Source organism: Klebsiella sp. 141251 (genome assembly GCF_050600725.1).
GTDB lineage: Bacteria > Pseudomonadota > Gammaproteobacteria > Enterobacterales > Enterobacteriaceae > Klebsiella > Klebsiella aerogenes.
Genome location: NZ_JAQIRG010000012.1, coordinates 36,156 through 60,350 on the forward strand (window position 1 = coordinate 36,156; position 24,195 = coordinate 60,350).

The 24,195-nt window shown below is 55.8% G+C and carries 23 protein-coding genes; 10 read left to right on the top strand and 13 right to left on the bottom strand.

Translation table 11 applies throughout. The annotated features are described in order from the left end of the window. The 13 genes from PGR09_RS22125 to dnaA all read right to left on the bottom strand — a co-directional run bounded on the left by PGR09_RS22125 (position 1) and on the right by dnaA (position 15,875). Positions 1-1,227: a DUF3748 domain-containing protein gene (locus PGR09_RS22125; RefSeq protein WP_047078167.1), complete on the bottom strand. Its 1,227-nt coding sequence runs from the start codon at positions 1,225-1,227 to the stop codon at positions 1-3. A gap of 51 nt (positions 1,228-1,278) precedes the next feature. Continuing rightward, positions 1,279-2,607, bottom strand: coding sequence for an MFS transporter (locus PGR09_RS22130; RefSeq protein ID WP_430916522.1), 1,329 nt, complete (start codon positions 2,605-2,607; stop codon positions 1,279-1,281). A gap of 177 nt (positions 2,608-2,784) precedes the next feature. Next, positions 2,785-3,933, bottom strand: a complete 1,149-nt coding sequence (gene dgoD / locus PGR09_RS22135) for a galactonate dehydratase (protein WP_016946147.1) — start codon at positions 3,931-3,933, stop codon at positions 2,785-2,787. Further along, the gene (locus PGR09_RS22140) at positions 3,930-4,547 is read right to left on the bottom strand and encodes a 2-dehydro-3-deoxy-6-phosphogalactonate aldolase (RefSeq protein ID WP_004181595.1); all 618 of its coding nucleotides are present in this window, start codon (positions 4,545-4,547) and stop codon (positions 3,930-3,932) included. The genes dgoD and PGR09_RS22140 overlap by 4 nt, the downstream gene beginning before the upstream one ends. Beyond that, positions 4,531-5,409, bottom strand: coding sequence for a 2-dehydro-3-deoxygalactonokinase (locus PGR09_RS22145; RefSeq protein WP_430916523.1), 879 nt, complete (start codon positions 5,407-5,409; stop codon positions 4,531-4,533). The genes PGR09_RS22140 and PGR09_RS22145 overlap by 17 nt, the downstream gene beginning before the upstream one ends. Next, entirely contained in the window at positions 5,406-6,095 is a 690-nt protein-coding gene (gene dgoR / locus PGR09_RS22150) for a D-galactonate utilization transcriptional regulator DgoR (protein ID WP_015369039.1), read from the bottom strand. The genes PGR09_RS22145 and dgoR overlap by 4 nt, the downstream gene beginning before the upstream one ends. 233 nt (positions 6,096-6,328) lie before the next feature. Next, positions 6,329-7,468 (bottom strand): BamA/TamA family outer membrane protein, encoded by a 1,140-nt coding sequence (locus PGR09_RS22155; protein ID WP_047044608.1) that lies wholly within the window; start codon positions 7,466-7,468, stop codon positions 6,329-6,331. Beyond that, positions 7,465-8,478: a hypothetical protein gene (locus PGR09_RS22160; RefSeq protein ID WP_072251479.1), complete on the bottom strand. Its 1,014-nt coding sequence runs from the start codon at positions 8,476-8,478 to the stop codon at positions 7,465-7,467. Before PGR09_RS22160 ends, PGR09_RS22155 begins: the two co-directional genes overlap by 4 nt. 152 nt (positions 8,479-8,630) lie before the next feature. Beyond that, positions 8,631-9,443 (bottom strand): sugar-phosphatase, encoded by an 813-nt coding sequence (yidA, locus tag PGR09_RS22165; protein ID WP_348877232.1) that lies wholly within the window; start codon positions 9,441-9,443, stop codon positions 8,631-8,633. A gap of 202 nt (positions 9,444-9,645) precedes the next feature. Beyond that, positions 9,646-12,060 carry a DNA topoisomerase (ATP-hydrolyzing) subunit B gene (gyrB, locus tag PGR09_RS22170; protein WP_032706564.1) on the bottom strand — a complete coding sequence of 805 codons (2,415 nt, stop codon included), beginning with the start codon at positions 12,058-12,060 and terminating at the stop codon, positions 9,646-9,648. A 28-nt stretch (positions 12,061-12,088) separates the two neighbouring features. Further along, positions 12,089-13,162 carry a DNA replication/repair protein RecF gene (gene recF, locus PGR09_RS22175; RefSeq protein WP_045378107.1) on the bottom strand — a complete coding sequence of 358 codons (1,074 nt, stop codon included), beginning with the start codon at positions 13,160-13,162 and terminating at the stop codon, positions 12,089-12,091. 207 nt (positions 13,163-13,369) lie between these two features. Next, on the bottom strand, positions 13,370-14,470 hold the full coding sequence (gene dnaN, locus PGR09_RS22180) for a DNA polymerase III subunit beta (protein ID WP_045378110.1): 1,101 nt from the start codon (positions 14,468-14,470) through the stop codon (positions 13,370-13,372). 4 nt (positions 14,471-14,474) lie between these two features. Then, on the bottom strand, positions 14,475-15,875 hold the full coding sequence (gene dnaA, locus PGR09_RS22185) for a chromosomal replication initiator protein DnaA (RefSeq protein WP_015703901.1): 1,401 nt from the start codon (positions 15,873-15,875) through the stop codon (positions 14,475-14,477). 321 nt (positions 15,876-16,196) lie between these two features. Here dnaA and PGR09_RS22190 point away from each other — a divergent pair, with 321 nt between their 5' ends. The 10 genes from PGR09_RS22190 to PGR09_RS22235 all read left to right on the top strand — a co-directional run bounded on the left by PGR09_RS22190 (position 16,197) and on the right by PGR09_RS22235 (position 24,192). Continuing rightward, the gene (locus PGR09_RS22190; protein ID WP_419773121.1) at positions 16,197-16,277 is read left to right on the top strand and encodes a hypothetical protein; all 81 of its coding nucleotides are present in this window, start codon (positions 16,197-16,199) and stop codon (positions 16,275-16,277) included. A gap of 217 nt (positions 16,278-16,494) precedes the next feature. After that, positions 16,495-16,635 (top strand): 50S ribosomal protein L34, encoded by a 141-nt coding sequence (rpmH, locus tag PGR09_RS22195; RefSeq protein ID WP_015369029.1) that lies wholly within the window; start codon positions 16,495-16,497, stop codon positions 16,633-16,635. A 15-nt stretch (positions 16,636-16,650) separates the two neighbouring features. Then, entirely contained in the window at positions 16,651-17,010 is a 360-nt protein-coding gene (gene rnpA / locus PGR09_RS22200; RefSeq protein WP_015703902.1) for a ribonuclease P protein component, read from the top strand. Beyond that, positions 16,974-17,231 carry a membrane protein insertion efficiency factor YidD gene (yidD, locus tag PGR09_RS22205; protein ID WP_015703903.1) on the top strand — a complete coding sequence of 86 codons (258 nt, stop codon included), beginning with the start codon at positions 16,974-16,976 and terminating at the stop codon, positions 17,229-17,231. The genes rnpA and yidD overlap by 37 nt, the downstream gene beginning before the upstream one ends. Positions 17,232-17,233: 2 nt before the next feature. Then, positions 17,234-18,880 (top strand): membrane protein insertase YidC, encoded by a 1,647-nt coding sequence (gene yidC, locus PGR09_RS22210; RefSeq protein ID WP_047064050.1) that lies wholly within the window; start codon positions 17,234-17,236, stop codon positions 18,878-18,880. 140 nt (positions 18,881-19,020) lie between these two features. Then, the gene (gene mnmE, locus PGR09_RS22215) at positions 19,021-20,385 is read left to right on the top strand and encodes a tRNA uridine-5-carboxymethylaminomethyl(34) synthesis GTPase MnmE (RefSeq protein ID WP_042894095.1); all 1,365 of its coding nucleotides are present in this window, start codon (positions 19,021-19,023) and stop codon (positions 20,383-20,385) included. A 196-nt stretch (positions 20,386-20,581) separates the two neighbouring features. Next, the gene (locus tag PGR09_RS22220) at positions 20,582-21,766 is read left to right on the top strand and encodes an MFS transporter (protein WP_315711975.1); all 1,185 of its coding nucleotides are present in this window, start codon (positions 20,582-20,584) and stop codon (positions 21,764-21,766) included. Beyond that, on the top strand, positions 21,735-22,694 hold the full coding sequence (gene yidZ, locus PGR09_RS22225) for an HTH-type transcriptional regulator YidZ (RefSeq protein ID WP_271032425.1): 960 nt from the start codon (positions 21,735-21,737) through the stop codon (positions 22,692-22,694). Before PGR09_RS22220 ends, yidZ begins: the two co-directional genes overlap by 32 nt. 309 nt (positions 22,695-23,003) lie before the next feature. Then, the gene (locus tag PGR09_RS22230) at positions 23,004-23,588 is read left to right on the top strand and encodes a 4'-phosphopantetheinyl transferase family protein (protein WP_161798780.1); all 585 of its coding nucleotides are present in this window, start codon (positions 23,004-23,006) and stop codon (positions 23,586-23,588) included. 37 nt (positions 23,589-23,625) lie between these two features. After that, positions 23,626-24,192, top strand: a complete 567-nt coding sequence (locus PGR09_RS22235) for an NADPH-dependent FMN reductase (protein WP_045378124.1) — start codon at positions 23,626-23,628, stop codon at positions 24,190-24,192. Positions 24,193-24,195: the final 3 nt, after the last annotated feature.

Here is a 24,195-nt window from a genome sequence, read left to right on the forward strand (position 1 = left end):
CTAGCGCTGCGTTTCGGTTATCCACAACTGGCGATAACCGTCGACGTCTTCCATCCACGCCAGGTATTTGCCATCCGGCGAAAATACGACGGCATCCGCGGACGGCGGATTTTCGCGATCGGTCGTCAAATAACTTACCGCGCCGCTGCGGGCATCGCAGAGCGCGATTTTGTTTTCCACCACGCATCCCAGCCACGCGCCCGATGGATGCCAGTTAAACGCCGACTGAATCCCCGTAGCAGTATGTGTTAACTGACGCGGCTCGCCGCCCGCAGGCGGGATAAGCCACAGCTGTACAATGCCTGCATCATCACGCATCAGAAAGGCGATCTCGGTGGCCTGCGGATTGGCGCGTACCCAATGGCGCGGCACATTCACCAGCCCCGGATAGCGGCGCTGGTGGGTAAAGGTCAAACGACGCTGGCTGACGCCTGCCGGCGGCGCGGGCATCGTCGTTGCACTTCCGGCCAGCGGCGCATCGCCCTGCCGCTTCCACCCTGCCTCATCCCGGGGCAGCGTCACAATAAACAGTTCAGGCACTTTGTCGCCGTTTTCCGCCAGCGTATCGCCGATGAACGCTAGTGCATGATTGCCGACCCACCCCTCTTCATAAGCGCGATTGATCTCATCGCTGCCGGGTCCTGGGTTCGCCGTGGTACGGCTTACCAGCACGCACCAGTGGCTGCCGGCATATTCGCGTGGATGGGCGCCCTGCGGGCTCACCGGGCCATAGGGCGCGGCTACGCCAACGTTGCGCAGATCCAGCGCCGGATCGTATTCGTGAAGTACGTGGTCGTTATAGGTGAAGCTAACGAACTGGCCGTCAGGGCTGAAGACATGAACATGGCTGCCGCCGCGCAGCGCGCCGGGAGTATAAGGCGCGGTAATATCCAGCGCATCCAGATTGCGGGTTTCACCCTGCCAGTTAACCACCCCGCGACGGTGATGAAAATCGTAATGCCAGTTGGCGTCCGGGTGTTCCGGGCCGTGAATAAAAACGTATTTATCTTGCGTCGGGTGTACGGTGACCACGCCAACGCAGGCGCCGTCAGCGGCGCGATACAGCGTTTCAACGGCGCCGCTATGGATATTCACCCGTTCAATGGTCTCGCCGGTGAAAGAGGCCCCCGACGGGCGCACGTCGAAAACCAGCCACTGGCTGTCCGGGGTCCAGGTATTGATATTGGTAAGCTGATGATGACGGGGAGCAAAAGTGACTTGTTTCATGACGATACCCTGATGCGAGACTTACGCATCAGGGTAGCGTATCGCCAAAATTTAGCCTACACGTTTCACATCGCCGACCAGCAGGATATAAGACAGCGCGCCTATCAGCGCCACCACGGAGATATAAACCAGCGCCGGGCCAAAGCCGTAATCCTGCGCCAGATAGCCAATCACCAGCGGGACGGTGATGCCGCCCAGTCCGCCAACAAAGTTAAAGACCCCGCCGGTCAGGCGCATCGGCGCAAGGGAGGAGACCAGCGACCAGGTGATAGATGCAAAACCGTTGCCGAAGAATGCCAGCGCCATCAACGCCATGATCCAAACGGGGTCGTTGGTATAGTTCGCCCCCATGATGCAGGTGGAGATCAGCAGCCCGCAGATAATCGGCGTTTTGCGCGCCACGCCCAGCGAGTAGCCTTTTTTCACCAGCTTATCCGCCAACCAGCCGGAGAGCAGGACGCCAAAAAACGCGGCGAGGAAGGGCACCGTGGTCATAAAGCCGGCCTTCAGCGCGGTAATGCCTTTTTCCTGGGTTAAGTAGTTCGGGAACCAGGTCAGGAAGAACCACAGCGTCGAGGTAACCGCAAACTGCCCAAGGTAAACGCCAACCAGCTTACGGTGAAAGACCAGCTTCCAGTCCGCTTTCGATAACGGTTGCCGCGCCTCTTTCTTCAGCGGCGCATCGCCATCCACCAGGCCGCCGCCGTCGCGGATATAGTCGAGTTCGGCTTTGCTGATGCTTTTAGTCAGACGCGGCGGTTGATAAACCTTAAACCAGATTAACGACCAGATAATGCCGATACCGCCGGTAACGATAAATACCCAATGCCAGCTTAATAGCTCCTGGATCCAGATCAGTAGCGGCGTGAGGAAGGCCAGGCCCACAAATTGCCCCGAGGTATAAAACCCGACGGCGGAGGCGCGTTCGTGCTCCGGGAACCAACTGGTCACCATGCGGTTATTGGTCGGGAAGGCTGGCGCTTCGAAGATGCCGGTAATGGCGCGTAAACCAATCAGCGACATTAAGCCGGTGGCGAAACCTTGTAGCAACGTCGCCACCGACCAGCCAAATATAGCGATAAAGTAGGTGAGTCTGGATCCCACGCGGTCAAGGAACCAACCGCCAGGGATCTGACAGAGGGTATACAGCCAGGCAAAGGCGGAAAATACGTAGCCCATTTCCGCTTTGCTAATACCAAACTCCTCCTGAATATGCGCCGAGGCGACGGCGAGGTTGGCGCGGTCAACATAACAAATAACCACGGTAATAAAGATCATGATGAGCGTCAGATAACGGCGACGCCCGGTTTTTACAGCGGTAACTGAAATATCCATCGCAATCTGTCTCCAGATTTTGGGCATAGCGAAGCCGCTCACCATGCCCGGTAATTTACAGAGGGTGTTTTTGTTTTTTATTAATAACTATGTTGCGATGCGCTAAATAATTCGTGCTGGGGAAAGGCGGCAAATTTTCGCATCCCTGGGAGCATACAATAGTATGTGACCAGGGTAAGAAAATGCAGCCAACGCATCACCAGTGCGAAGTATGACGCGCATTTACCATTCGGCGACAGAGCCATCCTCATACCGCCACAACGGATTTCGCCAGTCCGGCGCATTTTTACTCAACTCAATCACGCGGGCCTCATCAATTTCTACGCCCAGCCCCGGCTTCATCAGAGGTTTAAAGAAGCCGCCTTCCATATTGAAATCTTCTTTATTTTTCACAAAATCAAGCAGTTCCGCACCTTTGTTGTAGTGGATCCCCATGCTCTGCTCCTGGAAGACCGCGTTATGTGAAACGAAATCGACGTGCAGACAAGCGGCCAGCGCGATCGGCCCCAGCGGGCAGTGCGGCGCCAGCCCAACGTCATAGGCTTCCGCCATTCCGGCAATTTTATAGCATTCGGTAATACCGCCTGCGTGCGACAAATCGGGCTGTAAAATAGCCACCCCGCCCGCTTCCAGTACTCGTTTAAATTCAAAGCGCGAGAACATACGTTCGCCGGCGGCAATTGGAATATGCGTTTGCGCCGCCAGCCGTGGATAATATTCCGCCTGCTCGGCTAATACCGGTTCTTCAATAAATAATGGGCGATATGGCTCCAGCTCTTTAATTAATACCTTAGCCATCGGCGCGCTAACGCGGCCATGAAAATCGAGACCAAACTCAATTTCATTGCCAAACGCTTCGCGGATTTGCGCCACGGTATTCACCGCCGCATCAACCGCGCGGGAATTATCGATGAGCCCCATCTCTTCGCAGCCGTTTAATTTAAAGGTGTCGAAACCAATGCCGCGCAGTTTCTTAATCCCGTCAATCACTTCGGCGGGGCGGTCGCCGCCCACCCAGCTGTAGGCTTTAATTTTGTCGCGCACCAGCCCGCCCATCAGTTGCCAGACCGGGGCATTCAGGACCTTACCTTTAATATCCCATAATGCCTGGTCAATACCGGCGATGGCGCTCATCATAATCGGGCCGCCGCGGTAAAAGCCGCCGCGGTACATCACCTGCCACAGGTCATTAATCCGCGCCGGATCCTGGCCAATCAGATAGTCGCCAAATTCATGAACGGCCGCCTCTACCGTGCGGGCGCGCCCTTCAATCACCGGTTCGCCCCAGCCGACGATGCCTTCATCGGTTTCAATTTTCAGGAACATCCAGCGTGGGGGTAAACGGTACGTGGTGATGTTGGTTATTTTCATTTCACTGCCTCTCGATACGCTTTTACGAATGCGGCTGCCTGCTGCGCGGTACGTTCAACCGGCTGGCCGGCGCGATAGAGATCGCTACCCAGCCCTGCCCCCACACAGCCGGCATTAATCCACTGCGCCAGGTTTTCCGGCGTCACGCCGCCGACGGCAAAGACCGGAACCTCCGGCGGTAGCACGGCTTTCAACGCTTTGATGTAATCCGGGCCAAAAGCCGATGACGGGAAAATTTTCAGCGCCTGCGCGCCAGCATCCAAGGCACTGAAGGCTTCGCTGGCGGTGGCGCAGCCTGGGCACACGGTCATGCCGTAACCCACCGCCCGCCGGATCACTTCCGGTTGAATGTTTGGCGTCACAATCAGCCGACAGCCCATGGCCGCCAGCCTGTCGACCTGCTCCGGTTGCAGCACGGTGCCCGCACCGATAAGCGCCTGCTCGCCGTAAGCGTCGACGACCTGCGGAATACTCTTCTCCCACTGCGGCGAGTTCAACGGGATTTCGACCGCGTCGAAACCGGCGTCGATAACGGCGCCAACGTGAGCCAGCGCCTCGTCTGGCGTAATACCGCGCAGGATAGCGATAAGCGGAAGGTTAGTTTGCCACTGCATAAGCGATGCTCCTTATTCCTGTCTGAAATGCCGTATCGCCCGCAATCGCGGTGACTTCGCGGCCAATGGCGGCAAATGCCTGCTGATAGCGGGACGTTAACGATGACCCGGCGACAAGGCTAATAGCCTGCTGCCCGGCGAACGTGTCGCTGAGGGTGGCAACTTCAGCGCCAATCAGCAGGCCGGAAAGAAATTCGCTAACCTGCTCGCGAGGCAGCGCGCCCAGCACATGCGAAGCGCGAACTTCAAACAGCTGCGGCAGGACGGCGGGGTTGTTGATACCGCGCTGCAGACCGGCCGCGAATGCGTCGGTGGACGTCTCCTGTGGCGGTAAGCCGGCGCCCACCAGCGAATGCTGAAGCAACAGATGATGCAACTCACCGGTCAAAACGGTACGAAAATCGTGAATTTGCAGGCGATCGGTCAGTACCCACTTGCAGTGGGTTCCCGGCATCACGTAGACAGACGAAGGCGCTAAGGCGCGTGCGCCCAGCAGTTGCGTTTCTTCCCCACGCATGACGTTATGGTTATCGTCACGGGAAACGCAAAGACCGGGAATTATCCAGATATTGTCGCCAACTGCAGTTAACTGCTGGCCAATGTCCGAGAAAGCGGCAGGAAGCGGCAAATAGGGGGCGATTTTCCAGCCCACGTTGCTGCCAACCATACCTGCCATCACCACCGGTGTGGCGCCATCGCGCCAGTGTTGGGTAATTTCCGCTAACACCGCAGCGGGAGAGCGACCGTTCAGGCGCGTTACGCCTGCTTCAGATTGCCTGCTTTCCAGGCATTCTTCGCCCTGATAAAGCCAGGCGCGTAAATTCGTCGATCCCCAATCTATTGCGATGTAGCGAGCCGTCATGTGATTTCCTTGAGCCTTCGTGTCGAGCTGGCGATCATCGTCAACGCCGCCTGCTCCGCCGCGTCGCTATCCTGATGCCGAATGGCGTCAAATAGCGCTTTATGTTCCTGGAGGGTTTTCGGCATGTTGCCTTCATCGCCCATCCAGGTCCGTTCAAATACCGCCCGCTGCAGCGAACTGATCGCCACGCTAAGCTGCTGCAAAACCGGGTTATGTACTGACTGCAGCACCGCTTCGTGGTAACGAATATCGGCCTCGTTAAAGGCATCCCGGTTTTGGTTGTTGGCGATCATGTCATTGAGCGCCGACTCGATTTCCGCTAGATCGCTTGAGGTGGCGCGTTCCGCCGCCCAGCGTGCAATGGCGGGCTCTACCAGATTACGCACTTCACTCATCGCGCTGATAAGACGCGGGTCATAATCATTTTCCAGTACCCACTGCAGAACCTCAGTATCGAGGTAGTTCCACTGGTTTCTGGGAGCGACAAACGCGCCGCGATAACGCTTCATTTCGATCAGCCGCTTCGCCATTAGCGAGCGAAACACTTCGCGGATGATGTTGCGCGAAGTTTCAAACTCTTCACACAGTTCCGCTTCGGCCGGTAGCGCCGAACCCGGTACGTACTTACCGCTGACAATCTGTTTGCCCAGCGTGATCACGATGCGATCGGTTTTATTGAGAGTCATGGAGAGTCCTTATGCTCTATGTGTACTGCTCTACTTTACCGTCGCTGTCGAATTTCGCCTCACTTTTGTACTACTAGCGTGATGTCAGGCGTCGTCGTCATGAGCTCAATGTAGTACAACATGATTGTGTTGTACTACAATTTAGATCACAAAAAGAACAACCCATAAAAATAAAAATGCCTGTGACCACGACAGATGGCGCCGTCAAAGCAGGAAAGGAGGGTAAATAAGAGTTAGAACGCTTCGCCGACCTGGAAGTAAAAGCCGCTGCTGCCCTTACCGATACCGTAGTCGAGGCGAATATTAACGCGAGGTTTGAATTCAAAGCGGTAGCCGACGCCCGCCGAAGGTAGCCAGCGTCCATCATTCAGTGAATCAATGGATGGCCCCATGGTGCCCGCGCCGACCCAGGCAACAACGCCGTGTCGCCACGTCAACTGACGACGGTATTCAAGCTGAGAGCTGACCACGTTTTTATCGCGGTAGCGCCCCTGGTAATAGCCGCGCATACGTTCATCGCTGCCGAGTAGCGGCATCATGCTCCACGGCACATCGCCCTGGGTGAAGGTGCCATCCGCTTCCCAGGCCAGCACGCTTTTATCGCTCAGGGCCTGATAGCGGCTGTAGTGCAGGCGAAACTCATCAAACCGCGTGTCGCTGCCGAGTCCCGGCGCATAGTGGGTATAGCGAAAATCGGCATACTGGCCCTTGCGTGGGTTGGGGACAAAATCGCGATCGTCCCAGTTGATATCAATACTGGCGCCGGAGCTGAATACCGACGGCCCCTGTGGGGTGTTTTCTATTTTCGGCAGATCGTCATGGTCCATCTCATCGGCATTTTGCGCCGCCAGCGACCACCCCGCTCCCAGATAAACATTATCGATGAGCTGCCGGTAGACCATCGGGCGCAGGGTCAGCACCTGGGCGGTATATTTTTCTTTCTCATTGTCTTTGTCGCCGGCGTGAAAACCTTGTCCCCAGTAGTATGTCGGCGTGTTGGCCATCGAGCCTTCAACAAATACCCGCCACAAATCGTTGTCGAAAAAAGCATAGTTTTTAACGCTGAGGCCAAATGCGCCGGTAGAGCTAACGTAGCCGCTAAGCGTCAGCGTGGAGTTCTGGCTGATGGTGTCACTTGGGTCCGGGCGATACATGCCAACGACCGCCGTACCCAGCCCAAGCCCCAGCTCCGGCGTATAAAATGGCCCCGGCATGACGCCCCAGTCGATGCCTTTGCTGGCGTCAAACTTGTCGCTGGCGCCAAGGCTCTGCAACCAGCCGTCGATTTTTTCGCGGCTGAGCGCCTGCGCCTGCGCCTGCCCAATAACAAGGCATGTTAGCAACAGCAGGATAGGGTTAAACGGTCGGCTCAAAAGCGATACTCGCCGGCGATAAAGAAGCTGTTACGTTCGGCAAAACCAAACTCCGTAGTGATATTAAAGTTCCGGGTCATCTCATACTGCGCGCCCACCAGCACGTTCCACGGCGACTGCAGATGCTGTTTCACATCAAAGCGACCGTTGCCGTTCTTGTTGGCAAGATTGACCATGTTTTGCAGCATCGTCGACGGCATCGACAGATCGTTCAGGCTGCCCTTAAATTCCTGCTGCACATCCTGATACATACTGCCTACCCAGACATTCAGCTTCCCGTTCGGCAGATGCAGCGCATCTACCGACGGCGTATTGAAACGATAGCCCAAACGCGGCGAAAAGGTAAAAGCATCAATGCTGCCGTCGAGAATATCAAAACGCGTCTGCGTATAGTTGGCATCTAATACCGTGAACCAGTTGCCGACGCCGCCCACCAGCGTGGTACCGACGCCGTAGGTAGTGCCTTTAAAATCAAGACGAAAATCAAGATCCTGCATACCTGGCATAGGTACTACTTTACCATTCGGCCCTTTCAGACCGACGGCGATTTGCGAGATAGAATGGCCTTTAGTATGTCCAACCAGGCCATAGACGTTCATAAACGGCAGCAGCCAGGCATCCAGCTTAAGGGTCTCGGTTTTACTGCTTTCCCGCGTATTACCGACGCCAATCTGGAAGGCGTTATCCAGTGAAAAATTACCTAACGATAAGCCGGTAAAATTAATGCTATCGACATTAATATTTTGCCGCATATCCATATAGTTAACGCCGACGCCAAACGGCAGCGGCAGGACGTAGCCGTGTTTTCTGGCTTCATCACCTAAAAAGGGCAATACCGATGTCGATTCCGGCGCCGCGGCCTGACTATTGTCAGGCGCGGGCAGATCCGCCGGTTCGCTATCGTGCCAGGCGTATACGGGTTCAAGTTGGGTTGTTGGTTCTGCGGCCGCGCAGACCTGAAGAGAGGAGAAAGGCAGCGCAACCAACATCAAAAAGTGATTTTTATTCATAGGAAATATGATGTTAGTTATTAACGTATTGTTAAAAGGGGGCGGGTAGCTTATAGAATCCCGGATACTGATTAAGGGATTTAAATGCGGATTAACATCTATTCATGAAAAAAGAGAAGACAGGCCCGGAGAATTCCGGGCCCGAAATGCGCTTAGGCTAAAACGTATTTTTCAATGGCGAAGGCAACGCCATCTTCAAGGTTCGATTTGGTGACGAAATTCGCCGCTTCTTTAGCGGTCGGGATAGCGTTATCCATCGCCACGCCGACGCCGGCAAATTCAATCATCGCGATATCATTTTCCTGATCGCCAATCGCCATAATTTCTTCCGGCTTGATGCCCAGCGTATCGGCCAGCGACTTCACGCCGGTGCCTTTATTGACGCGTTTATCGAGGATTTCGAGGAAGTACGGCGCACTTTTCAGCACGGTATACTTCTCTTTCACTTCCGCCGGAATACGGGCGATAGCCCGATCGAGAACGGCAGGCTCATCGATCATCATCACTTTCAGCAGCTGAATATTACGGTCCATCTTTTCTGCTTCGCAGAATACCAGCGGAATGGTCGCCACGTAGGATTCATGCACCGTGTAGTAGCTGATATCGCGGTTCGCGGTATAGAGCGTATTACGATCGAGCGCGTGGAAGTGCGAGCCAACTTCGCGAGAGAGTTGCTCAAGGAAGCGATAATCATCGTAGCTTAACGCCGTTTGCGCCACGGTGCTGCCGTCACTGGCTTTCTGAACCAGCGCGCCGTTATAGGTGATGCAGTAGTCGCCCGGCTGTTCCATGTGCAACTCTTTCAGGTAGCTATGGACACCAGCGTACGGGCGGCCGGTCGTCAGCACCACGTTAACGCCGCGGGCGCGTGCTGCCGCGATGGCGGTTTTCACCGCCGGAGAAATGGTATGGTCCGGCAGCAACAGCGTGCCGTCCATATCAATTGCAATCAGTTTAATAGCCATGGGATCCCCGGGTAAGATGAGTCTTCACTCATGCTAACGCGATTCCGCTCAAAAAACAGCTCTCGCAGCGGGAGAAAACGAGGATGGATTGCGCAGGCGGATTCCCCTTTTGCCGCAAAAGAAAAACCCGGCAGCGCAACGCGTACCGGGTTTAGCAAAACCGTAGCCCCGGTAGACATCATGTCACCGGGGAAATACAGGCTTAGATATCGATGTTCGCCGCTTTCAGGGCGTTCTCTTCGATAAAGGCGCGACGCGGTTCAACGGCATCGCCCATCAGGGTGGTGAACAGCTGGTCGGCGGCAATCGCATCCTTCACGGTGACGCGAAGCATGCGGCGGCTGTCTGGATCCATGGTGGTTTCCCACAGCTGATCCGGGTTCATCTCGCCCAGACCTTTATAACGCTGGATAGAGAGGCCGCGACGCGACTCTTTAACCAGCCAGTCGAGCGCCTGTTCGAAGCTGGCTACCGGCTGGCGGCGCTCGCCGCGTTCGATAAACGCGTCGTCTTCGATAAGCCCGCGCAGCTTCTCGCCGAGGGTGCAGATGCGGCGGTATTCCGCGCCGGTGATGAACTCGTTATCCAACGGGTAGTCGGTATCGACGCCGTGGGTACGCACGCGCACGATCGGCTCGAACTGCTGCAGTTCGCTGTTTTCACGAATATCAAACTTCCACTGGCTGCCGTGCTGCTCTTTTTCGTTCAGCTCGCTGATCAGCTGGTTAATCCAGCGGGTGACGGTCTGCTCGTTGCTCAGATCGGCTTCGGCCAGCGTCGGCTGATAGATAAGCTCTTTGAGCATCGCTTTCGGGAAACGGCGCTCCATGCGGCCAATCATTTTCTGCGTCGCGTTGTACTCGGCCACCAGTTTTTCCAGAGACTCGCCGGCTAAGGCCGGTGCGCTGGCGTTGGTGTGCAGGGTCGCGCCGTCGAGCGCGATGGAGATCTGGTACTGATCCATCGCTTCGTCGTCTTTAATGTACTGTTCCTGCTTGCCTTTCTTCACTTTGTACAGCGGCGGCTGAGCAATGTAAACGTGACCGCGCTCCACGATTTCCGGCATCTGACGATAGAAGAAGGTCAACAGCAGGGTACGAATGTGCGAGCCGTCGACGTCCGCATCGGTCATGATGATGATGCTGTGATAACGCAGCTTATCCGGGTTGTACTCATCGCGACCGATGCCGCAGCCCAGCGCGGTAATCAGCGTGGCCACTTCCTGAGAAGAGAGCATTTTATCGAAGCGGGCTTTCTCAACGTTGAGGATTTTACCCTTCAGCGGCAGGATAGCCTGGTTCTTACGGTTACGGCCCTGTTTCGCAGAGCCGCCCGCGGAGTCCCCTTCCACGAGGTACAGTTCAGACAGCGCCGGGTCGCGTTCCTGACAATCCGCCAGTTTGCCCGGCAGGCCTGCCAGGTCAAGCGCGCCTTTACGACGGGTCATTTCACGGGCGCGACGCGCGGCTTCACGCGCACGCGCGGCGTCGATAATTTTGCCGACCACGATTTTCGCATCGGACGGGTTTTCCAGCAGGTATTCGCTCAGCAGTTCGTTCATCTGCTGTTCAACCGCCGATTTCACCTCGGAGGAGACCAGCTTGTCTTTGGTCTGTGAGGAGAACTTCGGATCCGGCACCTTCACGGAAACCACGGCAATCAGGCCTTCACGCGCATCGTCGCCGGTGGCGCTGACTTTCGCTTTTTTGCTGTAGCCTTCTTTATCCATGTAGGCGTTCAGGGTACGGGTCATCGCCGCGCGGAAGCCCGCCAGGTGAGTACCGCCGTCGCGCTGCGGAATGTTGTTGGTAAAGCAGTAGATATTTTCCTGGAAACCGTCGTTCCACTGCAGCGCCACTTCAACGCCGATACCGTCTTTTTCGGTGGAGAAATAGAAGATATTGGGGTGGATCGGCGTTTTGTTCTTGTTGAGATACTCAACAAACGCCTTGATGCCGCCTTCGTAGTGGAAATGGTCTTCTTTACCGTCGCGCTTATCACGCAGGCGGATAGAGACCCCGGAGTTCAGGAACGACAGCTCGCGCAGACGTTTCGCCAGGATTTCGTATTCGAATTCAGTGACGTTGGTGAAGGTTTCCAGGCTTGGCCAGAAACGCACCATGGTACCGGTGCTTTCGGTTTCGCCGGTTACCGCCAGCGGCGCCTGCGGCACGCCGTGCTCATAAATTTGTTTGTGGACTTTGTTATCGCGTTGGATAACCAGCTCCAGCTTCTGCGACAGGGCGTTAACCACCGAGACGCCTACGCCGTGCAGACCGCCGGACACTTTATAGGAGTTATCATCGAATTTACCGCCGGCGTGCAGGACGGTCATGATAACTTCCGCCGCGGAGACGCCCTCTTCCGGGTGAATGCCGGTTGGGATGCCGCGACCGTCATCCTGTACGGAGACGGAGTTATCGCTGTGGATAGTAACAACGATGTCTTTACAGTAACCTGCGAGCGCTTCGTCGATAGCGTTATCCACAACCTCGAATACCATGTGGTGCAGACCGGTGCCGTCATCCGTGTCGCCGATATACATACCCGGGCGCTTACGCACCGCATCCAGCCCTTTCAGGACTTTGATACTGGAGGAGTCATAAGAATTCGACATCAACGTTTCTCGCTCATTTAATCTTGGGTTAATCCGTTATTTTACCCTTTTCCACGGTGAACATCTTCGAATTTTTGTCCGACATGTCCATTACGTGTTCAGCGCTGATTGCGCTGACGAAAACCTGCGATTGCGTGGCTTTTAAGCGGCTGGCAAGCAGCCCGCGCCGGGCATCGTCAAGCTCCGAGGCAAAATCATCTATCAGGTACAGGCAGCGCCGCCCGCTTTCGCGGGTCAGGAACTCGCCCTGCGCCAGTCGTAGGGCGCACATCAGCAGCTTAAGCTGCCCGCGCGACAAGGTATCTTCCACCGGCGCCCCATCGGCGCGAATGCGAAAATCCGCTTTATGCGGACCGTGGGCGGTGTAGGTTAACATTCTGTCGCGTTCGAAATTCCGCTCCAGCACCTCGGCGTAGTCCGTTTCTTTTTCCCAGCCGCGCTGGAAAGAGAAGGTGAGGGTGAATTCCGGTAAAAATTGCTGACAGGTATCCGCCATGTCTTCGACAATAGCGGCGCTGTATTCGGCACGCCAGCGGCTGATTTGTTCCGCCAACGGGATTAATTCCAGGTCCCACGGCCGCAGTTGCGCATATCGGCTCACCTGGCGCAGCGCGGCGTTGCGCTGTTTCAGCAGGCGCTTCAGGTTGCTCCAGGCGGTGAAGAATCCGGCTTCGTTATGAAAGCATCCCCAATCAATGAACGCTCTTCTGTATTTGGGGCCGCCGTTGAGTAAAGTAAACCCCTCCGGCGTGATCAGCTGCATCGGCATCAGGTGCGCCAGTTCCGCCACCTTGTGGCCATCGGTGCCGTCGATACGCACCTTGCTGTCGCCCTGCTTGTCTTTGGTCAGGCCAATGGCGGTTTCGCGCTCTTCGCCCTGTAAACGCCCGTGCAGGACAAACGAATCCTGCTCGTGGCGAATCACCCGGCCAATTTGCAAACTACGAAACGCCCGACCATGGCCGAGCGTATAGATAGCTTCCAGTACGCTGGTTTTGCCGCTGCCGTTTGCGCCAACCAGGAAGTTAAAGCTGGGGGATAAAGCGAGATCCGCATTTTCAATATTGCGGAAATCTTTGATCAGGAGTCGGGATAGCGACATATCAACTCGTCATCATTCAAGGGGCGTGGGTGTCGCAGCCAGTTCGTCTACCGCCAGCGCGCAGAAAGCGGAGCGTACACGAAGTACGCGAGCATTTGCTCGCTCCGCTCGTCCTTCGGACCGTCTTACAGACGTCCAAAACGCATAGCGTTTTGTCGAGCACTGCCGGAAGGCGAAATGGCAAGTAAACCAGCCCCTTTGCAGATTCTACAATCTCATAGGCATAACAACATAGGCGGCGGATTGTGAAGCCGCATCCTCAATCTGCACGCTCGATACGGAATCCGTCAGCAGAATGCGCACATTCTCGCATTTCAGCGCATTGAGCACATCCAGCACATAGCTAACGTTGAAGCCAATCTCCATCTCCGTTCCGGCGTAGGTCACGTCAAGGATCTCTTCCGCCTCTTCCTGTTCCGGGTTGTTAGCGGTGATTTTCAGCTGGTTCTCGCTGACGTACAGCCGCACGCCGCGGAATTTCTCGTTCGAGAGGATTGCCGCGCGGGCGAAAGCCTGCTTGAGAATGTCGCAGCCGGCATCAAGGTGTTTATCCGGGTTTTTCGGCAATACGCGGCGATAGTCCGGGAAACGGCCATCAACCAGCTTCGAGGTGAAGATAAAATCGCCGACGTGAGCGCGGATATTGTTGCTGCCGATCTGCACGCGCAGCGGCGTATCGCCGCCGTCAAGCATACGCATCAGCTCAATCACCCCTTTACGCGGCACGATCACCGAATGATTCGGCAGCGACTCTTCCAGCGGCATTGAACAAACCGCCAGACGGTGGCCGTCGGTGGCGACAGTGCGCAGTTCGCTACCTTCGGTTTCAAACAGCATGCCGTTTAAGTAGTAACGAACGTCCTGGTGCGCCATCGAAAACTGGGTGGCTTCAATCAGGCGCTTCATCGTCGCCTGCGGCAGGGTAAATTCCACTTCGCTCTGCCAGTCGTCGAGATTCGGGAAATCGGCGGCAGGCAGGGTCGACAGCGAGAAGCGGCTGCGGCCTGAGCGCACCAGCATACGGTCGCCCTCAAGCTGCACGGCGATCTCCGCGCCTTCTGGCAGGCCGCGGCAGATATCAAAGAATTTACGCGCCGGAACGGTGGTGGCGCCCGCTTCGTGCGGCTGAATCAGCGACACGCGCGCGACCATTTCCATTTCCAGATCGGTACCGGTTAGCGACAGCGTGCCGTCCGCGACCTGAAGCAGCAGGTTACCGAGAATCGGCAGCGTCGGACGACCACCTAACGGACCGCTCACCTGTTGCAGCGGTTTTAATAAATGTTCACGTTCTACGGTAAATTTCATAGCGTCACGAGGATAATGTTCTGATTAAATTGGAAAAATCTTCTTTAATGTCGTGGCTTTCTTCACGCAACTGCTCAATCTTACGGCAGGCGTGCAGCACGGTGGTATGGTCGCGGCCGCCAAACGCATCGCCGATTTCCGGCAGGCTGTGGTTGGTCAGCTCTTTGGCCAGCGCCATCGCCATCTGGCGTGGGCGCGCCACCGAACGGGAGCGGCGTTTGGACAGCAGGTCCGCTACCTTAATCTTGTAATACTCCGCCACCGTCTTTTGAATATTGTCGATGGTGACTAATTTTTCCTGCAGCGCCAGTAAATCGCGCAGCGCTTCGCGCACGAAATCAATGGTGATAGCCCGGCCGGTAAAGTTGGCGTTAGCAATGACGCGGTTCAGCGCCCCTTCCAGCTCACGCACATTCGAACGCAGACGCTTGGCGATAAAGAATGCGACTTCGCCCGGCAGGCGGATGTCGTTCTCATCGGCTTTTTTCATCAGGATCGCAACGCGGGTTTCCAGCTCAGGCGGCTCGATCGCCACCGTCAGGCCCCAGCCAAAGCGCGATTTCAGACGATCCTCAACGCCGTTGATCTCTTTTGGATAACGATCCGAAGTGAGGATGATCTGCTGATTACCTTCCAGCAGGGCATTAAAGGTGTGGAAGAACTCTTCCTGCGAACGCTCTTTATTGGCGAAGAACTGAATATCATCGATCAGCAGGGCGTCAACGGAGCGGTAATAGCGTTTAAATTCTTCGATGGCGTTGTTCTGCAGGGCTTTTACCATGTCCTGCACGAAACGCTCGGAGTGCATATAGACCACTTTAGCATTTGGCTTACGCGCCACAATGCCGTTGCCGACGGCGTGCAACAGGTGGGTTTTACCCAGACCGGTGCCGCCATACAGGAACAGCGGGTTATACGCGCCGCCAGGGTTATCGGCCACCTGACGCGCCGCCGCGCGTGCCAGCTGGTTAGATTTACCTTCGACGAAGTTATCAAACGTATGCTTGACGTTGACGTTGGAACGGTAGGTGGGCTCTGCCGGCGCCGGAACGTTATCCCAGCCCTGACGGGCGACAGCCGGCGCGACGCGCGCGGTTTGCACCTGAGCGGCCGGGATCGCCGTGGCGACGTTGGCCGTACCCTGGTGGGACGGCGCCGCAGGCTTCGCGCCCACTTCAAAGCGCAGCTGTGGGGCGTCCGCACCACAAAAGTCATTGAGGAGCCCATTGATATTATTAAGGTATTTGTCCCTTACCCAATCGAGCACAAAACGGTTTGGCGCATACAGTGCCAGCGTGTTATCGCTCAGTTCCGCCTGCAATGGGCGGATCCACATGCTGAATTCTGTGGCTGGTAACTCATCCTGCAATCGGGCAAGACACTGCTGCCAAAGCGAAAGTGACACGGCGGACTCCACTCGAACATAAAATCGATATAAAAGAAAAACTGAAACAATCGTGATTGTTGGCACACGTCGCAAGACCCTGCATAAGCCGAAAAAGCCCCTGCGCAAAAGGGGTGACGTGCGAACCGCTATTTGCGGTTTTACCCGGGACGGATCCGTGGATCGCGATCGGGACCGGGGATCATAGCCTAAACTGAGAAAGAGATCTTGTGTTTCTCAACAGATTCTTCCCGATTTATCCACAGGAGGATCGAAACCGGGTAAGTGTAATCGATCCTGGCGAGAGTGCGGCACGATTTCGCCCGCATATTGGAAAAATTAATGAGCTATGCCGGTTTTGAACAGAATCGATCTAACAAAGATCCTTTACGATCCTTGCGCTTTACCCGCCAGGCCGTATAATCCCCCACCCGGCGCGTAACGCCCGTTTTCGCAACTCGTCTCAGCTTATTTTTTGTGCGGCAAGGTGCGAGAAATAAGGAAAGAGAATTGACTCCGGAGTGTACAATTATTACAATCCGGCCTCTTTAATCACCCACGCTGAGGCGTAAGTCGTTCGAAGTTCGTTCGGGTCTACGCAAAAGTCAGTGAATTTATTCAAGTTTAGGTAGAAATCGCCATGAAACGCACTTTTCAACCGTCTGTACTGAAGCGCAACCGTTCTCACGGCTTCCGTGCTCGTATGGCTAATAAAAATGGTCGTCAGGTTCTGGCACGTCGTCGTGCTAAAGGCCGCGCTCGTCTGACCGTTTCCAAGTAATAAAGCTAACCCTGCGTGGTTAAGCTAGCATTTCCCAGGGAGTTACGTTTGTTAACTCCCAGTCATTTCACTTTCGTCTTCCAGCAGCCACAACGGGCTGGCACGCCGCAAATCACCATCCTCGGCCGCCTGAATTCGCTGGGGCATCCCCGCATCGGTCTTACCGTCGCCAAGAAAAACGTTAAGCGCGCGCATGAACGCAATCGGATTAAACGTCTGACGCGTGAAAGCTTCCGTTTACGTCAACATGAACTCCCGCCAATGGATTTCGTGGTGGTGGCAAAGAAAGGGGTTGCCGACCTCGATAACCGTGCTCTCTCGGAAGCGTTGGAAAAATTATGGCGCCGCCATTGTCGCCTGGCTCGCGGGTCCTGATAGGCCTTATCAGGGTCTATCAGCGCCTGATTAGTCCGCTACTCGGGCCGCACTGTCGTTTCACGCCAACCTGTTCTCAATACGGAATTGAGGCATTGCGCAGGTTTGGAGTGATAAAAGGCAGTTGGTTGACGGTGAAACGCGTATTAAAATGCCACCCTTTACACCCTGGTGGTGACGACCCCGTCCCGCCTGGACCATTTGATACCAGAGAACACTAACGATGGATTCGCAACGCAATCTTCTTATCATCGCTTTGTTGTTCGTGTCTTTCATGATCTGGCAAGCCTGGGAGCAGGACAAAAATCCGCAAACCCAGCAGCAGACCACGCAGACTACGACCACAGCAGCGGGTAGCGCCGCAGACCAGGGCGTACCGGCCAGTGGCCAGGGGAAACTGATTACGGTTAAAACTGATGTGCTTGATCTGACCATCAACACCAGCGGTGGTGATGTTGAGCAAGCGCTGCTTCCGGCTTACCCGAAAGCGCTGAAATCTACTGAACCGTTCCAGTTACTGGAAACCACGCCACAGTTTATCTATCAGGCACAGAGCGGCTTAACCGGTCGTGACGGCCCGGATAACCCGGCTAACGGCCCGCGTCCGCTGTATAACGCTGATAAAGATGCGTATGTACTGGCTGACGGCCAGAACGAAATCGTTATTCCGCTGACTTACACCGACAAAGCGGGCAACGTCTTCACCAAAACTTTCACCCTGAAACGCGGTGATTATGCGGTGAACGTTGGCTACAACGTGAAAAACGTCGGCGAAAAACCGCTGGAGATCTCCTCCTTCGGTCAGCTGAAGCAAACGGCAGCGCTGCCATCAAGCCGCGATACGCAAACCGGCGGTCTGTCTACCATGCACACCTTCCGTGGCGCGGCGTACTCCACTGCTGATTCGAAATACGAAAAATATAAATTCGATACTATCGTCGACAACGAAAACCTGAACGTCAGCACCAAAGACGGTTGGGTGGCGATGTTGCAGCAGTACTTCACCACCGCGTGGGTTCCGCATAACAGCGGCACCAACAACTTCTATACCGCTAACCTCGGTAATGGCGTTGTCGCTATCGGCTATAAATCACAGCCGGTACTGGTGCAGCCTGGTCAAACCGACAAGCTGGAAAGCGTGCTGTGGGTCGGCCCGGCTCTGCAGGATAAAATGGCTGCCGTCGCGCCGCACCTGGATCTGACCGTCGACTACGGCTGGCTGTGGTTCATCTCCCAACCGCTGTTTAAGCTGCTGAAATTCATCCACGGCTTCCTCGGCAACTGGGGCTTCTCGATTATCGTCATCACCTTTATCGTTCGTGGCATCATGTACCCGCTGACTAAAGCGCAGTACACCTCCATGGCGAAGATGCGTATGCTGCAGCCGAAGATTCAGGCAATGCGCGAGCGTCTGGGCGACGATAAACAACGTCAAAGCCAGGAAATGATGGCGCTGTATAAAGCAGAAAAAGTTAACCCGCTGGGTGGCTGCTTCCCGCTGATTATTCAGATGCCTATCTTCCTTGCGCTGTACTACATGCTGAGCGCCTCGGTTGAACTGCGTCATGCGCCGTTTATCCTGTGGATCCACGACCTGTCCGCGCAAGACCCGTACTACATCCTGCCGATCATCATGGGCGCGACCATGTTCTTCATCCAGAAGATGTCGCCGACCACCGTGACCGACCCGATGCAGCAGAAGATCATGACCTTTATGCCGGTCATCTTCACGGTGTTCTTCCTGTGGTTCCCGTCTGGTCTGGTGGTGTACTACATCGTCAGCAACCTGGTAACCATTATTCAGCAGCAGCTGATTTACCGTGGTCTGGAGAAGCGTGGCCTACATAGCCGCGAGAAGAAAAAATCCTGATTCGGTGTAGGCCGGATAAGGCGAAGCCGCCATCCGGCAATGCGCGCCGGGTTGCCTGATGGCGCTAACGCTTATCAGGCCTACAATCAAAAGGCGGTCGAATGACCGCCTTTTTTTATTGCGATTTGAAGAGACATATCATGAGCCATAACGACACTATCGTCGCCCAGGCAACCCCACCGGGACGCGGGGGTGTGGGCATCCTGCGTATCTCCGGCCTTAAGGCGCGCGACGTCGCGCAGGCGGTACTCGGCAAGCTGCCGAAGCCGCGCTATGCCGACTATCTGCCGTTCAAAGACGCCGACGGTACGCCGCTGGATCAGGGGATTGCGCTGTGGTTCCCGGGACCCAATTCCTTTACCGGCGAAGATGTCCTAGAACTGCAGGGCCACGGCGGCCCGGTCATTCTGGATCTGCTGCTCAAACGTATTCTGACGTTGCCCGGCGTTCGCATCGCCAATCCGGGCGAGTTTTCCGAGCGCGCGTTCCTCAACGACAAGCTCGACCTGGCGCAGGCAGAGGCCATCGCCGACCTTATCGACGCCAGCTCAGAGCAGGCGGCCCGTTCGGCGTTGAACTCCTTGCAAGGGGCCTTCTCCGCGCGTGTGAACCATCTTGTGGAAGCGCTCACTCACCTGCGCATCTACGTGGAAGCGGCGATTGATTTCCCGGATGAAGAAATTGATTTCCTCTCCGACGGTAAAATTGAAGCCCAACTGAACGACGTGATCGCCGATCTCGATGCCGTACGCGCCGAAGCCCGTCAGGGCAGCCTGTTGCGCGAAGGGATGAAAGTGGTGATCGCTGGACGGCCTAACGCCGGTAAATCCAGCCTGCTAAACGCCCTGGCCGGCCGTGAAGCGGCGATCGTCACCGATATCGCCGGCACCACCCGCGACGTGCTGCGCGAGCATATTCATATCGACGGTATGCCGCTGCATATCATCGATACCGCAGGCCTGCGTGACGCCAGCGATGAAGTGGAGCGCATCGGTATTGAACGCGCCTGGCAGGAAATTGAACAGGCGGATCGGGTGCTGTTTATGGTCGACGGCACCACCACCAGCGCCGTTGACCCGGCGGAGATCTGGCCGGACTTTATCGAGCGCCTGCCCGCTAAACTGCCGATTACCGTGGTGCGTAATAAAGCCGACGTCACCGGCGAAGCGCTGGGGCTCAGCGAAGTAAATGGCCACTCACTAATCCGCCTGTCGGCGCGTACCGGTGAAGGGGTCGAGGTGCTGCGCAACCACCTTAAGCAGAGCATGGGCTTCGATACCAACATGGAAGGCGGCTTCCTCGCCCGTCGTCGCCACCTGCAGGCGCTGGAAACGGCAGCGAACCATCTGCAGCAGGGCAAAGCCCAACTGCTGGGCGCCTGGGCCGGGGAACTGCTGGCGGAAGAGCTGCGTCTGTCGCAACAGGCATTAAGCGAAATCACAGGCGAATTTACCTCTGACGACCTGCTGGGCCGCATCTTCTCCAGTTTCTGCATCGGTAAGTAAGCGTTACTGGTAAGCATCTACTAACCCGCCATAACATTCTGTTATGGCGGGTTTTTTATTTAATGTCCCTAATCACATCAACTCTGTGAAGCAATCACCTGTTTTTCCTTTCAGGAAAAGAGTGTTGTCCAAATGGCAACTCGTACTCCCTGGCCCTAGCCACTATGCTGTACGCCATTCTTATTGCGAGGGTCCTATGGCACGCTTTCTTATCTGCAGTTTCGCTTTGGTACTGCTCTATCCATCCGGCATTGATATGTATCTGGTCGGCCTACCGCGCATCGCTCAGGATCTTGGCGCCAGCGAGGCGCAGCTGCATATCGCCTTCTCGGTCTATTTAGCCGGTATGGCTACCGCGATGCTTTTTGCCGGGCGCGCGGCGGATAAATCCGGGCGTAAACCGGTCGCGATTTTTGGCGCCATCACCTTCATACTGGCCTCGCTACTGTGCTCGCAGGCGCATAACAGCACGCATTTCCTGATCGGCCGCTTTATCCAGGGGATCGGCGCGGGAAGCTGCTACGTCGTCGCTTTTGCCGTTCTGCGCGATACGCTGGACGAGCGCCGCCGCGCCAAGGTACTGTCGCTGCTTAATGGCATTACCTGCATCATTCCCGTTCTCGCGCCGGTACTTGGCCATCTGATCATGTTGAAATATCCGTGGCAGAGCCTGTTCTACACCATGACAGGCATGGGGGTGATGGTAGGGTTATTGTCGGTGGTTATGCTGCGCGAGACGCGCCCGACAACGCATCCGCAGGCAGGCGCACAGCATAATGCCACTGCTGAATCGCTGCTAAACCGGTTTTTCCTCAGCCGCATAGTCATTACGACTCTTAGCGTCACCGCAATTCTGACCTACGTGAACGTCTCTCCGGTGCTGATGATGGAAGAGATGGGTTTCGACCGCGGAACTTATTCAATAGCGATGGCGATGATGGCGATGGTCAGCATGGCCGTGTCGTTCTCCACGCCGTTCGCCCTGACGCTGTTTAAACCACGCACCCTGATGCTGACCTCGCAGACGTTGTTCCTTGTCGCTGGCGTGGTATTGAGCCTCGCCGTCAGCCAGCCCCTCACCATGCTGGGATTAGGCATGATCTGCGCGGGTTTCTCGGTCGGCTTTGGCGTCGCGATGAGCCAGGCGCTAGGGCCTTTCACGCTGCGCGCGGGCGTCGCCAGTTCCGCTCTCGGTATCGCTCAGGTCTGTGGTTCTTCGCTGTGGATTTGGCTGGCGGCTATCATCGGGCTGAGCGCCATGAATATGCTGATCGGGATACTCATTGCCTGTAGCATAGTCAGTATTGTTCTGATACTGGTCGTCTCGCCGGCGCGCGCGACGCAAGATAATGAAGAAATCCCTGTCGAGTCTCGATCTTAATCTCCTGCTGTGCCTGCAGCTTCTGACCCAGGAGCGCAGCGTCACCCGCACGGCGAAACGGATGAACGTTTCGCCGTCGGCGGTGAGTAAATCATTGGCCAAGCTACGCGCCTGGTTTGACGATCCGCTATTTGTTAAAACCCCACTAGGGCTGGCGCCAACGCCGTTAATGAGCAGCATGGAGCAGGATCTCGCCGACTGGATGCAGATGGGCAATCAGATCCTCGATAAACCGCATCACACCATGCCAAGCGGCCTGAAGTTTGAGCTGGCGGCAGAATCGCCGCTGCTGATGATCCTGTTCAACACCCTCTCCCAGCAAATTTATCAACGTTATCCACAGGCGCTGATCCGCTTACGCAACTGGGATTACGACTCGCTGGATGCGATCATTCGCGGCGAGGTCGATATCGGTTTTTGCGGCCGGGAAACCCATCCCCGTTCGCGCGAACAGCTGAGCCTGCTGCCGTGGTATATCGATTTTGATATCCTGTTTAGCGACCTGCCGCAGGTGTGGCTGCGCGCCGATCATCCGGCGCTTAATGAAGAGTGGAATCTGGAAACATTCCTGCGCTATCCGCACATCAACATCTGCTGGGAACAGAGCGATACCTGGGCGCTGGATGATGTGTTACATGATCTGGGCTACAAGCGCACCGTCGCGCTAACCTTACCCGGCTTTGAACAGTCATTGTTTATGGCGGCGCAGCCGAATCACACCATGATAGCCACCGCGCCGCGCTATTGTCAGCACTATAATCAGCAACACCATCTGCCGCTGGTATCGCGCCCGCTGCCGCTGGAGCCGCAGCTACTGGAAAAAATGCGCGTGCCGTTCACCCTGCTGTGGCATAAGCGTAATAGCTATAATCCAAAGATCGTATGGCTCAGAGAGACCCTTAAACAGCTCTATTCCAATACGCTGTAGGGAATTTGCCCATCATCCTCACGTTGTTGCGCAAGAAATTGTAAAAGTCAGACATTATCCCTTCTCAAGGAAGAATTTCCGCATTAAAACCTGCTCATTGTGAGCGATAATATCATTCACAATTTTTATCTCTGACCATTAATCACGGAGCGACGAATGGCAACGCATTTTGCAAGAGGGATACTCAACACCAGGGAGCCGCTATCGACGCGTTTGTCGGCGGCATGTCATCAATCCGCACGTAACCTACCCGAATACCGACAGAGCCGCTATCGCGCCTCGCGTTCGCTGCTCGCTGAACTGCTTTTCATGCTTTATGGTATCGGCGAGCTGCCGGAAATCATCAGCGAACCCAATGGACGGCCCGTATTTCGCGATCCCCACCTTCCCCGCTTTTCCATCTCTTATGCCGGGAATATCGTCGGCGTAGCGCTAACGACCGAAGGTGACTGCGGTCTCGATATGGAACTGCAGCACGCCTCGCGTGGCGTCCATCCGCTACATGCCGCCGATCGCTATGTCTTCAATAGCAATGAGAATTTATGGATTAACATCCAGCACGATCCGGATGAAGCCCGCGCCCAACTGGTCGCGCTGCGCCGCAGCGTGCTGAAGCTCACCGGTGAAGCCCCGGTACGAGTACAACTGCTGCCGGGGTCTGGTCGCCTGCGTACCGCTGGCACCCAATCGATTGAAGCCATCTGTGATGCCGAAACGCTGCTGGTGTGGTCAATTGCCGTCACCCCGAATATCGGGCCGCTGAAGGTCTGGGAATTCGATAGTAAAGAGGGCTGGCGCTGCCTGCCTGATGCGCAAACGCGCGCCAAAGAGACTGACGCGCGCCTGATGCGCTTTACCAGCTTACCGGTAGAAAAAGTATTCTCCCTCAACTGACCGGTTTAGCCGGCCATCATGATGCAAAGGAGCACTCATGTCTGATACGTTGAAAGTTGTTACGTTACTCGGAAGTCTGCGCAAAGGTTCTTTTAATGCCATGGTTGCGCGTACGCTGCCAGGCATTGCGCCTGCGGGCATGGAAATCTCCGCGCTGCCGTCGATCGGCGATATCCCGCTGTACGATGCCGATATCCAACAGGAAGAGGGGTTCCCGCAGAGCGTGCAGGAGATCGCGAAACAAATCCGCGAAGCGGACGGCGTGGTGATCGTTACCCCGGAATATAACTACTCGGTACCCGGCGGCCTGAAGAACGCCATCGACTGGCTCTCACGTCTACCGGAGCAGCCGCTGGCCGGTAAGCCGGTGCTGATCCAGACCAGCTCAATGGGCGCTATCGGCGGGGCTCGCTGCCAGTATCATCTGCGCCAGATTCTGGTCTTCCTCGATGCGATGGTCATGAACAAGCCGGAATTTATGGGCGGCGTGATTCAGAACAAAGTCGATCCGCAGGCGGGTGAAGTGGTCGATCAGAGCACGCTGGACCATCTGCGCGGCCAGCTGACCGCCTTTGGCGATTATATTCAGCGGGTAAAAGCATAAAAA

Excerpts from the sequence above, each read along its gene's own strand:
- yidD (WP_015703903.1), top strand. The coding sequence starts at position 16,974 with ATGGCGCCGCCATTGTCGCCTGGCTCGCGGGTCCTGATAGGCCTTATC.
- gyrB (WP_032706564.1), bottom strand. The coding sequence starts at position 12,060 with ATGTCGAATTCTTATGACTCCTCCAGTATCAAAGTCCTGAAAGGGCTG.
- dnaN (WP_045378110.1), bottom strand. The coding sequence starts at position 14,470 with ATGAAATTTACCGTAGAACGTGAACATTTATTAAAACCGCTGCAACAG.
- dgoD (WP_016946147.1), bottom strand. The coding sequence starts at position 3,933 with ATGAAAATAACCAACATCACCACGTACCGTTTACCCCCACGCTGGATG.
- yidA (WP_348877232.1), bottom strand. The coding sequence starts at position 9,443 with ATGGCTATTAAACTGATTGCAATTGATATGGACGGCACGCTGTTGCTG.
- PGR09_RS22145 (WP_430916523.1), bottom strand. The coding sequence starts at position 5,409 with ATGACGGCTCGCTACATCGCAATAGATTGGGGATCGACGAATTTACGC.
- rpmH (WP_015369029.1), top strand. The coding sequence starts at position 16,495 with ATGAAACGCACTTTTCAACCGTCTGTACTGAAGCGCAACCGTTCTCAC.
- recF (WP_045378107.1), bottom strand. The coding sequence starts at position 13,162 with ATGTCGCTATCCCGACTCCTGATCAAAGATTTCCGCAATATTGAAAAT.
- PGR09_RS22125 (WP_047078167.1), bottom strand. The coding sequence starts at position 1,227 with ATGAAACAAGTCACTTTTGCTCCCCGTCATCATCAGCTTACCAATATC.
- PGR09_RS22230 (WP_161798780.1), top strand. The coding sequence starts at position 23,004 with ATGCTTTATGGTATCGGCGAGCTGCCGGAAATCATCAGCGAACCCAAT.
- yidC (WP_047064050.1), top strand. The coding sequence starts at position 17,234 with ATGGATTCGCAACGCAATCTTCTTATCATCGCTTTGTTGTTCGTGTCT.
- yidZ (WP_271032425.1), top strand. The coding sequence starts at position 21,735 with ATGAAGAAATCCCTGTCGAGTCTCGATCTTAATCTCCTGCTGTGCCTG.
- PGR09_RS22235 (WP_045378124.1), top strand. The coding sequence starts at position 23,626 with ATGTCTGATACGTTGAAAGTTGTTACGTTACTCGGAAGTCTGCGCAAA.
- PGR09_RS22190 (WP_419773121.1), top strand. The coding sequence starts at position 16,197 with ATGAGCTATGCCGGTTTTGAACAGAATCGATCTAACAAAGATCCTTTA.
- PGR09_RS22130 (WP_430916522.1), bottom strand. The coding sequence starts at position 2,607 with ATGGTGAGCGGCTTCGCTATGCCCAAAATCTGGAGACAGATTGCGATG.
- dgoR (WP_015369039.1), bottom strand. The coding sequence starts at position 6,095 with ATGACTCTCAATAAAACCGATCGCATCGTGATCACGCTGGGCAAACAG.
- PGR09_RS22140 (WP_004181595.1), bottom strand. The coding sequence starts at position 4,547 with ATGCAGTGGCAAACTAACCTTCCGCTTATCGCTATCCTGCGCGGTATT.
- PGR09_RS22220 (WP_315711975.1), top strand. The coding sequence starts at position 20,582 with ATGGCACGCTTTCTTATCTGCAGTTTCGCTTTGGTACTGCTCTATCCA.
- PGR09_RS22160 (WP_072251479.1), bottom strand. The coding sequence starts at position 8,478 with ATGAATAAAAATCACTTTTTGATGTTGGTTGCGCTGCCTTTCTCCTCT.
- mnmE (WP_042894095.1), top strand. The coding sequence starts at position 19,021 with ATGAGCCATAACGACACTATCGTCGCCCAGGCAACCCCACCGGGACGC.